This is a genomic window from Hoyosella subflava DQS3-9A1 (genome assembly GCF_000214175.1).
Lineage (GTDB): Bacteria > Actinomycetota > Actinomycetes > Mycobacteriales > Mycobacteriaceae > Hoyosella > Hoyosella subflava.
Window position 1 is genome coordinate 21,122 of record NC_015561.1, and the last position, 13,216, is coordinate 34,337.

Genomic DNA, 13,216 nt, shown 5'->3' on the forward strand with positions numbered 1-13,216 from the left:
TGGTTCTCAAACCCATGCACGCGGCGCGTTATGGGCCTTTTCTGTCCCCTTTGCAGGTTCGTTGTACGCACCGGTGCCATGGCCTTTTTGCTTGTCTGGCCTGCCTCCGCTGGGTGAGTATTGCGCATCTCCTTTTATGCGCCGCAGCAGATCTCCTATCTAAACGACTTACCTATCACCTGTATCGCACCGATTGCCGGTAAATAGCTAGCGACGTACGCCAGTCTGTGGCAGGTCATCTTGACCAGGAGTATGCAGCGACGGCTTATGGCCACACAGCTGGCATCGCTAATGTCTGCTGGCAGGCCACATAACGGCGATCTACATGCACTTTCCCATCGATCTAGCAGGGACTTGCCTCTGACAATACGGTCGGTGCCATGACGTGTTGACGGGAACGCCTAAGGCCGGTCTTTCGACACGGCACACCGGCCGCACAGCTGACGGGCGCAGGTACCGGGTCGATGCTCGTATATGTGCCTCTTGGGTTAACGATTACCGCAGGTAGCGAGTGGCGTTGTCGGTGAGGTTGGCGGTGGTATGGATGTAACGGTCGAGCATTTCGTAGGACGCGTGGCCAGTCTGCTGACGGATGAGTCTGACAGGGACGCCTTTCTTCGCCGCGGTTGTGACGAATCCTGAGCGCAGCGAGTGGGCGCTATAAGTGTTGGAGTCTTCACCGATCGCGTGAACTGCGTTTTTGACAATGTGAGTGATGGTAGCGGGGGAGAGGCGGGCATCACGGTTGCCGTTTCGGCTTCCGCCGATGTTCGTAAACAGGGGTCCCGGTCGCTGGCCTCGTATTTGCAGCCACTGCTTCACCGCCATGACGGGGCACGTGTCACTGGCTTGGTAGTTAATGGGGATATACCTGCCGCTGCCTTTCTGGTCCGTTTTGGATGCGCGGAGATGAAGGATCATCCCGTCGTCGTGGTCGTCGTCGAAGGTCACGTCGGCAAGATCAATGCTGATGAGTTCGGAGCGGCGGAACGCGCCGTAGAACCCGGTGAGCAGGATGGCTTTGTTGCGGCGGCCTAGGGGAGTGGCGGGTAAAGCACGCGCGGCGGCGTCGAGTTTTTTGAGGGAGAGTGCTCGTGCACGCCCTGGCGTGGCCTTCTGTGCGCGGGCGATGTAGTCGAGCGTGTAGGCGATGAGATTGTCTTCACCACTGCGGTATTGGGGCCAGGGTTGCATGGTCGCAGCGTGCCAGGCTTTCAGGCCCGAGATTCGGCGGGCGAGTGTTACTGGGCTCAGCAGTACTTCGTCGCAGTGACGTGTTGCGGCCGGATCGCCCCAGTACAGAAGGTAGCCGATCAGGGTTTGCTCCCCGGCGGGCAGCGCGGTTATTCCTCGTTTTTCGCACCAGGTTTCGAAGTGCGTCCGGTCGGAGTTGTAGGCGCGGTGGGTGTTTGGTGCGCGCAGCGCCTGTCGCATACGCGCCCCGTATTCAGCACGGAAGGTCGCTTCATCCGACAGGTCACCAGGCGCTGTGCCGCCCGCTGGCGGCCGGTCGAGTGTCGTCACGAGCAGGCCCGGCACCCTCTCTGGCAATGGGGGATTGTCTTGCCTGACTGTAGCTTTCGACTCTGACAATCCGGCCTGGCAGAGGCTTGCCCGTCACGTGACGGATTAGCGCTGGAGGATCCAGTCAGCACCGTGGAAGACCAGCCAGTTCTGGGGAATTGCTGATAAATCGCCCTTATCATCAAATCTCCGGCGCGAGAGCCGTGAATAGAGGGGCTGCCGGTAAGGATCGTGTCACCGGCCGCAAATGAGGGTGTGGGCCTGGCATGAGACCGGACTTGCTGCATTGGTCGAACCGGATGTGAGTTCGGTGATGCGGAGGTACTTTTGGCAAGAAGACACCTCCCTGGAACCTTTCTCTCGCTGGTGGAGTTAAGGGACAACGGATCGAAAACGGCTACTGCACTTGAGGATCCGACGAGTACGAACTACCGCAAAATTGGGCGCTTGGCGGCCTCATAGCGGGCGAAAGAGGGCGCACGCAATGCCTGCACCGCCACCGCAGAATTTGTCAGTGTTCTGCTGTACGGTGCTGCACCATCAGGTCTGATTGGAGCAGAGCACTATGGGACTTATCTCGTCGCTTGAGGTCGGCGGTCTTCGGGGGTTTGCGGATTCGCAGAGGAGTGAGTTTGCGATTCCGGATGGCAAGCCCGGAAGCGGCCTCACAGTCTTGCTTGGGGCGAACAACAGCGGTAAGTCCACTGTCATTGAGGCCTTGCGTGCCGTCACCAGAAGGCAGAACTCGTCGTTCGCTGCGTCAAAGAGAAACCAGGCTTTCGGGGATAGGGTCGACCTGAAGCTGACCCTTCCGTCGGGTGTGGGAAGCCATCTTGTGTCCGTCGAGCCGTCGTCGAGCGAGACTCGCTGGGAATACGGGGGCGGTAGGGGAGACCACACATATCAGGCGATGTTCGTACAGTCCCGCCGTGGGTTCGACCCCATGTTCGGCAGGACCGACATAATGGCCCGGCACAGTTACCTGCTCAACGAGTCGGAGCACAGGCGGCGCCCGCAGCAGCTCGACAGCATGTTCGCCTCCAGGCTCTTCAAGATCGTGGGTGATCCCGAGGCGAAGACGAAGTTTGACGAGCTGCTTGCCAAGGTCGTCGTGCCCTGCCCGAATTGGACGATCGATCTGGCGGACAGCGACCATTACTTCATCAAGTTCCTCCTTTCTGGAGGCGCGTCACATACAAGCGACGGCGTCGGGGAGGGAATCATCAGCCTCTTCTCCATTCTCGATGCCCTCTACGACTCTGACGACCAAGACATCATCGTGATCGACGAACCCGAACTCTCGCTGCACCCGCAACTGCAGAAGCGACTGCGGACGGTGCTCTCGGAGCATGCAACGACACGACAGATCATCTACACAACGCATTCGCCGTATCTGATCGACTGGAGCGACATCGAGAACGGCGCAAGGATCGCACGGGTCTACAAGAACGAGAACGGGGCCGTGCAGATCAGACAAGCCACTCCTGAAACACTTCGGGAGGTCTGCAGGCTGGGATCGGACACCAATAATCCCCACGCCCTGGGGCTCGCAGCGAACGAGGTGTTCTTCCTGGAAGACGGGGTAATCCTCACCGAGGGCCAGGAAGACGTAGTGTTCTTCGAGAAGAAGATCGACAAGGCCCTCGGCATGCGGATGGAAGGCTCGTTCTTCGGCTGGGGCGTCGGCGGCGCCGAGAAAATGGACATGATCATGCAGATGCTGTCGGAGTTGGGCTTCCGACGTGTTGTCGCAGTCTTCGACGGCGACAAGTCCGCTACCGCAGCGAGGATCAGAGAAGCGTTCCCGGGCTATCACATTGCGGTTCTACCTGCTGATGACATCCGCACCAAGCCGGCCAGGAAGGCAACGAGCGAAAAGCTCGGCCTCTGGCACGACAACCAGATCGACCCGCAGCTCCGTCCCAGAGTTGAGGAAATGTACAAGGGCGTGAACGAGTATCTCAGCGGCTGAGGTGCACCTACCGCGGTGACCTCCCTCATGGAACGGGACACTGCCTAACGGATTTGAATCGCGCGCGAACTTCCCGCGAAAAGCACATCGATGCCAGCCCGCATGGAGCAGGCATTCGGTCTCAGACGCTCCGCAAATCCAAACGCAGTGACAACGGCGTCCGTTTGAGGAACCTTCAACGGACACCCGGCGCCCTCACCGGCACACCAGCCACCGCGATCGACTGACCTCGAACAACTCTGGCCAGTGTCCAGACTCCACTTTGCACTTCAGGACAGCTTCGGGAGCTCGGGGCCTACGGTGAAGGCACCTGCACCCAAAGCTCGTAGCCACCAGATTGCGAGGCGACGGCTATTGCTTAGAGTGCGTGCGGATCGCCGGTGCAGTGCCCGTGGTCGTATCCACCCGGCACCCAAGTTTCGAAGAGACTTCCACGGATGACGGCCGTGATCCATCAGCGCTCTGTCGGTGCCAGCGCACCCGGCGGCATTATCTTGTAGCGCGGTTCTCGTGTGTCGCCACTGCCTTCGCTCATGCTCTCGCACCATAGCGCACCTGTGTGCGATACTGTGCGTAGAGTTAGTGGAGGTGCGATCCGATGTCGGCAATCAAAGATGTGCTTGACCGGTACAACGTGGGGTTGACGGAGCACGACTTGGCGGGGGAGCTTGACGCAGCACTGCGATCGCTTCAGCATCCCGGCTCCGCGCCGCTCTCCGCTCACGAACTGGAATACTTAACCCAGCATGCTGGTGAGGGCACCGATGAGGTGCTCGCGCAATGGGATCCCGTAGACGAACAGCATCGGCACGCCGTCGCCGTCGCCAGGTCTGTTAAGGATCTCGTTGCCAGTTCCCTGAGCCGGACGCAGGCAGCGCAGCAGCTAGGGGTCGATCCGTCGGGGATTTCACGCCGCATCCACGAGGATGCCCTGTGGTCGTTCAAAGTGGGTTCAAGGCTCCGCATTCCACGTTGGCAGTTCGCCGGGAACGCCTTACTTCCAGGGCTGGCTGAGGTCGTTGCGGCGATCCCGGATGATGCGCATCCCCTCGATATCGCCGCGATGATGACTAGCCCGCACGAATTTATCGATGGCCACACGCCAGCGCAGTGGCTTGCTGCTGGCCGCGACCCGGGCGTCATCGTCAGCATGATTGAAGACTTCGATCGGTGGTAAAACCGAAGGTTCCTCGTGAACCGCATATGCCGCTAGTCCGCAACGACGGTGACATCATCGAGTACGCCGATCCCGTGTGGAGAATCCACCGAACCCGCGGATCCCATGTCCTGCCGTGGAACATGTTTCGCGAATTCGGTCCAGTAGTGAGCTCGCGCTATGATCCGCACCCGCCGGAACGCGGAATCCACCCTGGTTTCGGCATCATGTACACCGCATGCAGTGTGCACACCGCGGTTGCGGAGGTATTTCAGACCACCCGCAGGGTCAACACCGTGACCGGTGCGCCCTGCCTGACTTCGTGGACGCCGGTCCGACCGCTGAAGTTACTTGATCTCACGCAGGGCTGGGCAGTCAGAAACAACGCCGCGTACGCGCTGACGGCGGCCCCGCGGTCGACCTGCCGGGCTTGGTCTCGTGCCATTCACCAACAGTGGGAAGACCTCGATGGGCTGTGGGCGCCGTCCACAATGACCGGTGAATCCATGCCGGTGCTCTACGACCGGACCGCAGCATCGATCCCGTCCGCACCTGATTTTTCGAGGCCTCTGTCTCATCCGATGGTGTGGTCACTGATTGAACGAGCCGCCGAAACACTCGGCTACGGTGCGTACTAACCGGGAGGGGCCCACACCAACCCGCCGTCAGATCACTATATCTAGGCGGAAAGTCTAGGGGAGTATACGTGTTGCTGAGTGGCGGCCGGCCCGCGTCATCAGTCTCACCAGACCGAACCCTCAGGCAAGCCATAGCGCCGGGCTGCCCATGTGATGGGGCCTCCTGAACGACCATACGTACGGGTCAGGCTAGGTCGTTAATATGGACTTAATATGGGCTTTCCGCTGGCGGAAGTTGGCCGGGAATGTGCAACTTTGAGCAGGTGAATGTCCTCTTCGTTCTATGCATCCCCTTCTTGTTGAAGCGGTAGTTCGCTCCTTTGTAGCTGCATCCAGACTGCGTTCTGTTCCTCGGTGTGGTTGCAGCGGACGGCGAGGTCGGGGCCGGTGTAGTTCGGTGGAGGTATGCGCCAGCCGTGTTCGTCGCAGTGGGGGCAGCGTGCGCGCTGGCGCCGCAGTTGGGCTGCTTCGTTTTCGCGGGCGATGTCCGCGGAGGCGGGGCGTTCGTTGAGGTCGAGGGCTGTGAGGATTCTGCCGATGAGTCCGATGGGGCGGTGGGGCTGGTGGGGGAGGTAGTGACCCAAGCTTTGCCAGTCGCGTAGCGCCTGGTTGAGGTCGCGGCTGCTCCAGCCGTGCAGGGCGGGTTTGGTGAGGACACGGGCCCACCCGTGCGGGGTGTGTCTGCGCGCCCAGTGTGGTGTTGAGGGGTCGGAAAGCCATGTTCTGGCGAGCCGCAGCCCATCCGGATCGACAGCGCGGGCCACCTTGGTAGGGGCCTGCGCCGTAGGCGCTCGTTTTTCCACAGGCGTGCCTGTAGTTATTTCTCTCTCAACGTAAGAGGTACTTTCAAAGTGACCCCTACGGGGGTGGGTAGACATTCTGTTGTATGGCGCACTTTTTACGTGCGAGTTATCCACAGGGATAGCGGGTTTAGGGTGGTGGAGTGCCCACACCGAAGCCCACCCGCGAGAGTGGTCGCCGCAGCGCCAGGACGCCATCCGTTCGGTGCGGGTGCGCTGGCGACCGCGGAGTATTTCCGTGGCAAGGCCGAGTTCGCGCAGAAGGTTGCGGGCGCGGGTGACAGTTTTTGTGGCGCACTGGATTTTCGCAGCGATGGTGGTGTTGTCGACGCGAGAGTTGCGGCCGGTGGCGTGATCTGCGGCATCAGCCATGACGGTTGCGACGCGCAGGAGTGTTTTGAGGCTAACCCCAGCTGTGAGGTTGCGGCGGGCCCGGCTGTAGTGGCGCGTGTAGACACGCTCGACGTCCGCTAGCCATGTATCGCGGCGATACCAGCAGGGAACACTCTGGTATGCATCGGGTTCGAGTTCCAGTGCAACAGACCGAGCGGGGGCGAGCGCGGCCACGATTGCCGGTGCAGTGCGCGCAGTACCGCGCCTGCGCCGAGTGCGGGTACAGCCGCGGTATCGCGACACACACGGTGTTTTGGCTGAAAACGTTGAAGCGGTATGAGGGTATGCGCTACCCTCAGAACTGCCTGTAAGCAATTCTGTCCTCTCAGTAGGACCAGACCGAAACGAAGCGCCAACTTCGTTTCACCCTGACGAAAGTTTTCAAAAACCCCCTTGCCCGGGGGTTTTCGTCATTTCTGGGGTATGTGCCTGATCAGTGACAAATGCAGTTGTCCGATCGATGTGCTGGAGTACCTCCTTACTGCCGAAAGCTGGGTGCGGCTCTTACGGCCATACCCGATGGGAGATCGATGCCGCGTCCCGAGATTTAGGTGGATGCTCGGTGAATGCGGTTGAGTCAGTTGACGTACCGGCCTAACGCGACCAAACGGCTGAGCGATGCGATGCGGCAACTGGGAGGCTTGATGCACGGGCGATGACCCGCTGAGCACGCCCGCGAGAGACAGAAAAACTCTGAACGGCGAGGTCATACGACAAATTTCCACGTGATGTTTATGGAACTTCGTGCGTGTTTCGCTCGTGTTCAGTTGAATGGTGTGAGGGTGCACGGTACCCTCAAAACTGCCGACAAGCAGTTTTGCTCCTCTCAAAGGGGCAGCACAGAATCAGAGAAAAGCCTGGCTCTCTGGTTGGCTCTCGGAAGACCCCGGTGGCAGCCGGGGTCTTCTCTTGTCTCTGCAGAGCCTGTACCGCCGGTATGTACGAATCCGCTCGCGTTTAGGCGGTCTTCTGCAGTGGCAGTACCTCCTGGTAGTCCACAAGATGCGTCCGGCCGGTGTGCTCAGCAATCAGCACAGCAATCAGGTCGTTCGCGGTGATTCCTCGGTCCTGAGCCGCCTTATGCAGGGCGGATTTCAACTCGGGGTGCATGCGCGCGAGAAAGGCTTCTCTCGGCCCCTTGCTCGGGCGACCAGGTTTGCGTAATCCAGCCATGGGCACAATCTTGCCGTTTTGGCTATCCGGTAACGGGGAGGACACGCCGGCGAGTTGCGGATAGCCAATTTCGAATGCCGTTGGCGCCTAATAGCCATCAGCACATCGACTGCCCCATGAGCGCTATTGAAGCGAAATGGGTACGCCTGGGCACACCAAGCTTCGCGGTGTCCCTGATAGATGCGGCCAGCGTTCAACCGCTCGTCGTAGGGCAAGGAACTCGGCAGAATCTCGAAATGAGTAAGTCGTGATAGCTGGAATGGCGACGAGCGTGGGGACGAAAGTGCGACAAGGGCGTGGGCATGAATCCGAGGAGCGACCCGCCTATCCTGCGTGGCGATGAGGCGCTAAACCTGGCACTGTTGTGTGGCGAAGATTCATGACTCGCCGATATGAGCCAGCCCCGCCCCGCTCACACGTCCGCGCAGTCATCCTCACCTCCAGGGAAGCACTAAACAGCGACACTAGAGACACGAAACCACCTGACACGCCACACAAGTCCGAGCATCCACGACGACGGTCGTCGTTAGCGACTGAACGCCAGCACCAGAAACACCACGACCGCCTATGTAGTGACCAGGCCGAAATCCGAGAACAATGAGGACACGACTGCGTCTCGTGCCCAGCCCTGTACGTCGAGCCTGCCATGACGTTCCAGTCTGAGCGCCGGCTGGCCGCGCCCGTCGATCAGCATGGAAGCCAGTTCTGCCGGGGCGTGCCTGCACTGGTACCGCATTCCCTGTGCGCCAGGGGTTGCGAGCAGTACACGCGCCGCAGTGATCCTGGACCAGGCGTAGTCCCTCCAGGTCGATGAGGCCAGTGATCCGTCCAGGCTGAGCCTGGTCAGACTGGGAGTCCCATGCAAGACGGCAACCCTGACAGGGGAGAGCACGGAGATGAGTGCCAGTGACTTGCCTGCCAGCCAGATCGAGGGAACGCGCAGCGACTGCGGTATGTTCGCGTTGCGCAGGACGCCCTCCGCGACTGCTGCTGCCAGGCTCATGCCCACATAGAGCTGCCCGCCGAGTTCCTCTCCTCCGGGACAGATCTCCGGATCGTGCACCAGGTCGAACCTGCCCTGGGAGGAACTGAGAAGCTCAGCCTGTCTCTCATCGGCTAGCGGAGGGATGCCGCTGGTGTTGAACGACACAGGTGAATAGGGAGAACCGGTACGGTACACGCGCCAGAGGCTGGCGCCTGCAGGAATGACATCTGTGTCCGCAGGATTGCCGTTGTATTCGCGCAATGCCTACATAGCTCTCTGCGCCCACAGAACCGCCGCGTCTACTTGCTGCTCGGTGAGCCTGCCCGACTCCAGGAGAGTGAGCGGGGTTGCACCGTCCAGCGGCTCAGCCGGGGTCAGCCACCACGACGCTGCACCCCACGGATCGGATGCGGCACCGATCAGCTGATTCGCGTGTGCCACCACAGGATGAACCCGGTGTCTGGCCCGGTCGAACTGGAACACCGGGTAGACATAGTCCGGGCGCTGCCCCCGCGGCAGGCCGATGAGATCCCCGCTGTCGCGGAGTTTCTTAACCTGGGAGCGGCTATCCGACTCCGATCTGGGGGAGAGCAGCTTGTTAGCCTGCCCGGATTTAACCGTCTCGAGGGATTCCAGCAGCGAAAGGTTGCTTCGGTGTACTGCATCGGCATATCCCTCCGGAAGCGGAGAACCGCCTGCGGGGCTATCCGGCAGGCCCACGCCGCGTTTACCAAGTACGTCCTCTACGATCCTGGCAATCCGGTGCTCATCAACAAGGACAGGCCCCTTCCCCTGACTCCAGCCAGCCCGCTGCGTAAAGGCTCTCACGGGAACGTGGACGCTGCTCCGGGCTGACGTAAGGGTTCTGCTTCTCTTGAAGGCGACGGCCGACAGTCCTGGCTTGACATGGCTTCTAATGCCAGCCTTTCTGTGAGGAACACGAGACGCCATGACACCTCCTCCGTGTACGTTGTGTACGTTAGATTCTAACGTACACAACGCGGGATTTGAGAGGGAGCAGGTTTTGCGAGATGCTGGTGGCGCTGCGGTCCACGCCGAGTTCCCGAGCGACCGGCGGACACAGCTACCGTTGCGCTGAAGGCCTGAGATAGGGTCGACCGTCCGGAAGTAAGCCTTCCGGCATACTTCGGTTGGTAGCCATCGGAGGGTGCGCACGCGAAAAGGTCGCACTGTCAAGCATGTCCTGAGTCCTTACAACGACATCCACGCCTGAACCCGCTGCACGGATGTCTGAGTTCATCCGTGCAGCGGCCCTGACCGACTGGGGATTTCAGGGTTCGGTACGCCCTAACCTGAGGCCAGACGGCCTCACCCGGTCTTTGTGGATCATTCGCGGCGATAAGTGGCACTGATTTCGCGGTCTAGGTGGACTTCGGCGACGGTGTGCTTCGCGCGGCGTCGGCGACATGGTGTGGAGAGCAGCCTCAAGCAGCTAACAGTTCGCTACACTGTTAGAAGTAGTGAGGGGTGGTGTTATGGGTGCATTGGAAGACCGCTACCTGGCGGGCGAGCTTGACTTCGAAGCCGCCGCCAGTGAAGCGCTGGGAACGGATGTTGCCCGGCCTGCGCTACTCCCTCTCCTTCGCGCTCTGCACCGTCATTCGCATCCGGGTGCGCAGATCAGTGAGCATGACGCGGAACTCTATGACGCAGCCGGGTTTGGTGAGGACCCACTGTCGGTGGCCGTCGCTCGCGCTGACCGTGAAGCACGAATGCGGTCCCTGACAAGCGGCGCGCTGACTGTGGAGGCGGCCGCTCAGCGGCTTGGTGTTTCTGCCTCGCGTGTGCGGCAGCGGACTGGCGCGGGTTCGTTGTGGGCTCTCAAGGTGGGACACAAGCTGCTGCTTCCGCAGATTCAGTTCACCGAGGATGGGCTGGTGCCGAACATTGACAAGGTACTGTCTGCGATGCCGGACGGCACCCACCCTTTGACTGTGCACGGGCTGCTGACTGAACCCAGTGCAGATCTGACTATTGAGGGTGCTCCGTCATCGATCGTGCAATGGCTCGCAGCTGGTGGCGATCCGGAGGCTGCGCTCGATATTGTTGCCGCATCCAGCTGGCAGTTGATCTAGTGGCGCGGATGCTGCCGCATCCACCTTCGGTGACGGAGTTGGGCGCGCTCGGAATCGAGTCCGGCGAGGTGTGCGCGCTGCCACCTAGCCAGGTGGTGTGGCGTGTCCACCGCACCGAGAGTAGCCACAGCCTGCCCTGGAACGCTTTTCGCATGTTTGGTCCGGTGCTCCGTTTCGATCCGCAGCCATACCCCCGAGGAGAGCATCCCCGGCGTGGGGTGTGGTACGGAGCCCTCGATGTTGCTGGCGCGCTCGCGGAAGCGTTCCAGCACAGCCGGGTGATCGATCGCAGTTGTGAATCCCCGTATCTCACTGGGTTCCGGTTCACGCGTGAGCTGCGGCTTCTTGATGTCGGCGGGTTCGGTGAGGGCCGGTGGCCGACCCGCGTGGGCGGCAACTTCGCGCTGGCGAGCGCGCCGCACAGCGTCACGCAGCGGTGGGCCCGCGCGATCGTGGCTGCACACCCCGATCTGGATGGTCTTGTGTATCGGGGCCGATTTTCCGGTGGCCCCTGCATTGTGCTGTTCAGACCGGTTGCGGATGCCTTCCCCAATCGTCCTTTGACCTCGAACCCGTTATCGCATCCGGGGATCCAGATCCGGCTTGCCGCCGCCGCGGTCCGGATCGGCTACAGCCTCGTCTAATCCCTGCCTACGCCCCGAACGGAGCTAGAAGCACAGGTGGTGACCAAACCGCGGAACCCAATGATGGAGATACAGCCGGGATTCTGCGTCCCGCACAATGACCCCGTACCGGCAGCGCGTTTAGACGTCACATTCACACAAGCAGGTGTTCGGTAACGCGACTTTGCACGGCTGGACTATGTTGTTGAGGTGGTCGGCTTTTTGCTGTAGCTGGGCTGAACCGTCACTGCTGTGGTGCGAAGAAAGACTGGCAATCATGAGTCACGAACCCGGCGGTGACATACCGCCTCCCGTCCCTGACGGCCCGCCCTGGCCGGAAGAATTCCTCGCCGATCTCCACGCCGGGGTCTACCCCGATGACCCCGAACTTCTGGCCCGCGTGTACGCCGACCCTGACGCGGTAGCGATCCTCGACCGACTCGAACGGATCACCGACCAGCTGCGCCGCCTCAGCAGGCCCGACTAAGTATTTCCGGGGCATGTCTTGGTGTGAGGCGAAACTCCCCCACGAGGAAGCGCATCCAATCCTGCAGAACGAGCCCCTTCATCGGGCCGACTCCAAGGGGAGAGAGAAACAGGGGTGGGAAACCGCACATGAGAACGCGTTTGGCCATGCCAGCCATCTCCGCTGCGGCCGAGGTTGTCTCACCGGCTACCGCACGATCACCAACACGGTCAGCCCACTGTCCTCCAGCGGCTACGCCGCCCCACTAGCAGCGGAACAGGGCCAGAAATCAGCGCGAATACCGCTGCAGGAAGGCTGACTCCAGCGCTTCGGCACGCCGTGGCACACCTGTAATAACGGTAGACGCTTCGCTTTGAGCGGGCCGCAGGTGGCGTAGATCGCACGGAGGGGCGGCGGATGCTGGCCTAAACTCAGAGGGCTGGCATGAGGAGGATTGCGTGCGCGAGGTGGTTGTCGACACTGACTGTGGCGTTGATGACGCGCTGGCGTTGCTGATACTCCTGCGTGATCCAGACGTTCATGTTGCGGCCGTCATATCGTCGGCGGGGAACTGTTCTGCTGCGCAGGCAGCCCGCAACGCGGCAGCCGTGTTGGCTGCCGCCGACCATTCGGGTGTGCCTATCGCTGCCGGGATCGAGCCTGACGGCAAGGACTACAGCCAGTCACCGCACGGCAGTGACGGTCTGGGAAACACGGGTCTGGGAGTCTCCTCGGCTGAGTTGTCCGCTCTGCCAGCTCCGGCGCTGATCAGTGAGATGGCAGATCCGACCCGCGACTTACTCTGTCTGGCACCGTTGACGAATGTCGCGGCCGCGCTTCGGGATGACCCAGGCGTTCTGGAGCGGTATCGCCGGGTCGTCATTATGGGCGGCATGGGACCGCGCGCGAATACCGATCGTGTTCTCGCGGGCTACCCCCAGTTCCTGATCAAGGGTGACACGAACACAAACCATGATCCCGCCGCAACGGCCGCTGTCGCCGCGGCCGCGGGTGCTGTGGTGTGGGTGGGGATGAATGTCACCGCACCGCTGCATGTGCCGTTTACGCTGTTCGAACGTGCTGAAGGGGTTCTGGGCGAGTTTGTCCGCTCCATTTCTGCGGGGTACGCCGAGTACGCGACCCGCATGTACGAAAGTGCAGAATTGATTGTTACGGCGCATGATTCGGTTGCTGCTGCGGTGCTGGCACAGCCCGGTGTTGTGGTCGAGTCCGAGAAAGGAACCGGCGAAGTCATTCGCGCTGACGGGTGTTCGGCGCTGTGGGCTACAGGGGACGGGCCGCACGAGTTCGCCACCGCGGTCGACTATCAGGCGGTGCTGGAGCGGATCCAGCAGACGATAGGGGCATGCTGATGCCTTCGGTGCTGGTG

Annotated in this window: 14 protein-coding genes; 9 read left to right on the forward strand and 5 right to left on the reverse strand. The window is 61.1% G+C overall.

Translation table 11 applies throughout. The annotated features are described in order from the left end of the window. Window positions 1–495: 495 nt before the first annotated feature. Window positions 496–1,524: a site-specific integrase gene (locus AS9A_RS23005; RefSeq protein WP_049793978.1), complete on the reverse strand. Its 1,029-nt coding sequence runs from the start codon at window positions 1,522–1,524 to the stop codon at window positions 496–498. A gap of 550 nt (window positions 1,525–2,074) precedes the next feature. On the opposite strand from AS9A_RS23005, the gene AS9A_RS22110 reads away from it, so the two are divergent. The 3 genes from AS9A_RS22110 (at window position 2,075) to AS9A_RS22120 (ending at window position 5,290) form a co-directional block, all read left to right on the forward strand. After that, entirely contained in the window at window positions 2,075–3,496 is a 1,422-nt protein-coding gene (locus AS9A_RS22110) for an ATP-dependent nuclease (protein ID WP_148262661.1), read from the forward strand. Window positions 3,497–4,094: 598 nt separating this feature from the next. Continuing rightward, window positions 4,095–4,673: a MerR family transcriptional regulator gene (locus AS9A_RS22115; protein ID WP_013798083.1), complete on the forward strand. Its 579-nt coding sequence runs from the start codon at window positions 4,095–4,097 to the stop codon at window positions 4,671–4,673. After that, window positions 4,667–5,290, forward strand: coding sequence for an RES family NAD+ phosphorylase (locus tag AS9A_RS22120; protein WP_013798084.1), 624 nt, complete (start codon window positions 4,667–4,669; stop codon window positions 5,288–5,290). Before AS9A_RS22115 ends, AS9A_RS22120 begins: the two co-directional genes overlap by 7 nt. A 281-nt stretch (window positions 5,291–5,571) precedes the next feature. On the opposite strand, the gene AS9A_RS23970 is transcribed toward AS9A_RS22120, so the two are convergent. Next, window positions 5,572–6,093 (reverse strand): hypothetical protein, encoded by a 522-nt coding sequence (locus AS9A_RS23970; RefSeq protein ID WP_148262662.1) that lies wholly within the window; start codon window positions 6,091–6,093, stop codon window positions 5,572–5,574. Between the two features lie 168 nt (window positions 6,094–6,261). On the opposite strand from AS9A_RS23970, the gene AS9A_RS23975 reads away from it, so the two are divergent. Then, on the forward strand, window positions 6,262–6,564 hold the full coding sequence (locus AS9A_RS23975) for a hypothetical protein (RefSeq protein ID WP_049793981.1): 303 nt from the start codon (window positions 6,262–6,264) through the stop codon (window positions 6,562–6,564). Window positions 6,565–7,440: 876 nt separating this feature from the next. On the opposite strand, the gene AS9A_RS23580 is transcribed toward AS9A_RS23975, so the two are convergent. The 3 genes from AS9A_RS23580 to AS9A_RS24260 all read right to left on the reverse strand — a co-directional run bounded on the left by AS9A_RS23580 (window position 7,441) and on the right by AS9A_RS24260 (window position 9,082). Next, on the reverse strand, window positions 7,441–7,656 hold the full coding sequence (locus tag AS9A_RS23580) for a hypothetical protein (RefSeq protein WP_083826723.1): 216 nt from the start codon (window positions 7,654–7,656) through the stop codon (window positions 7,441–7,443). A 565-nt stretch (window positions 7,657–8,221) separates the two neighbouring features. Further along, window positions 8,222–8,836, reverse strand: coding sequence for a hypothetical protein (locus tag AS9A_RS22130; RefSeq protein ID WP_237707996.1), 615 nt, complete (start codon window positions 8,834–8,836; stop codon window positions 8,222–8,224). A 69-nt stretch (window positions 8,837–8,905) separates the two neighbouring features. Next, a complete protein-coding gene (locus AS9A_RS24260; RefSeq protein WP_158307403.1) occupies window positions 8,906–9,082 on the reverse strand; it encodes a hypothetical protein in 177 nt (58 codons plus the stop codon). A 15-nt stretch (window positions 9,083–9,097) separates the two neighbouring features. Between AS9A_RS24260 and AS9A_RS23980 the strand changes: the two genes are divergently transcribed. The 5 genes from AS9A_RS23980 to AS9A_RS22155 all read left to right on the forward strand — a co-directional run bounded on the left by AS9A_RS23980 (window position 9,098) and on the right by AS9A_RS22155 (window position 13,199). After that, window positions 9,098–9,496, forward strand: coding sequence for a hypothetical protein (locus tag AS9A_RS23980; RefSeq protein WP_148262663.1), 399 nt, complete (start codon window positions 9,098–9,100; stop codon window positions 9,494–9,496). A 641-nt stretch (window positions 9,497–10,137) separates the two neighbouring features. Beyond that, a complete protein-coding gene (locus AS9A_RS22140; RefSeq protein ID WP_013798091.1) occupies window positions 10,138–10,737 on the forward strand; it encodes a hypothetical protein in 600 nt (199 codons plus the stop codon). Window positions 10,738–10,745: 8 nt separating this feature from the next. After that, window positions 10,746–11,381, forward strand: coding sequence for an RES family NAD+ phosphorylase (locus AS9A_RS22145; protein WP_041452423.1), 636 nt, complete (start codon window positions 10,746–10,748; stop codon window positions 11,379–11,381). A 256-nt stretch (window positions 11,382–11,637) separates the two neighbouring features. Beyond that, window positions 11,638–11,847, forward strand: coding sequence for a hypothetical protein (locus AS9A_RS23585; RefSeq protein WP_013798095.1), 210 nt, complete (start codon window positions 11,638–11,640; stop codon window positions 11,845–11,847). A gap of 437 nt (window positions 11,848–12,284) precedes the next feature. After that, complete coding sequence (locus AS9A_RS22155; RefSeq protein WP_013798097.1) at window positions 12,285–13,199, forward strand: nucleoside hydrolase; 915 nt, start codon at window positions 12,285–12,287, stop codon at window positions 13,197–13,199. The last annotated feature ends 17 nt before the right edge of the window (window positions 13,200–13,216 follow it).

Excerpts from the sequence above, each read along its gene's own strand:
- AS9A_RS22115 (WP_013798083.1), top strand. The coding sequence starts at position 4,095 with ATGTCGGCAATCAAAGATGTGCTTGACCGGTACAACGTGGGGTTGACG.
- AS9A_RS23580 (WP_083826723.1), bottom strand. The coding sequence starts at position 7,656 with ATGGCTGGATTACGCAAACCTGGTCGCCCGAGCAAGGGGCCGAGAGAA.
- AS9A_RS22140 (WP_013798091.1), top strand. The coding sequence starts at position 10,138 with ATGGGTGCATTGGAAGACCGCTACCTGGCGGGCGAGCTTGACTTCGAA.
- AS9A_RS22145 (WP_041452423.1), top strand. The coding sequence starts at position 10,746 with ATGCTGCCGCATCCACCTTCGGTGACGGAGTTGGGCGCGCTCGGAATC.
- AS9A_RS23585 (WP_013798095.1), top strand. The coding sequence starts at position 11,638 with ATGAGTCACGAACCCGGCGGTGACATACCGCCTCCCGTCCCTGACGGC.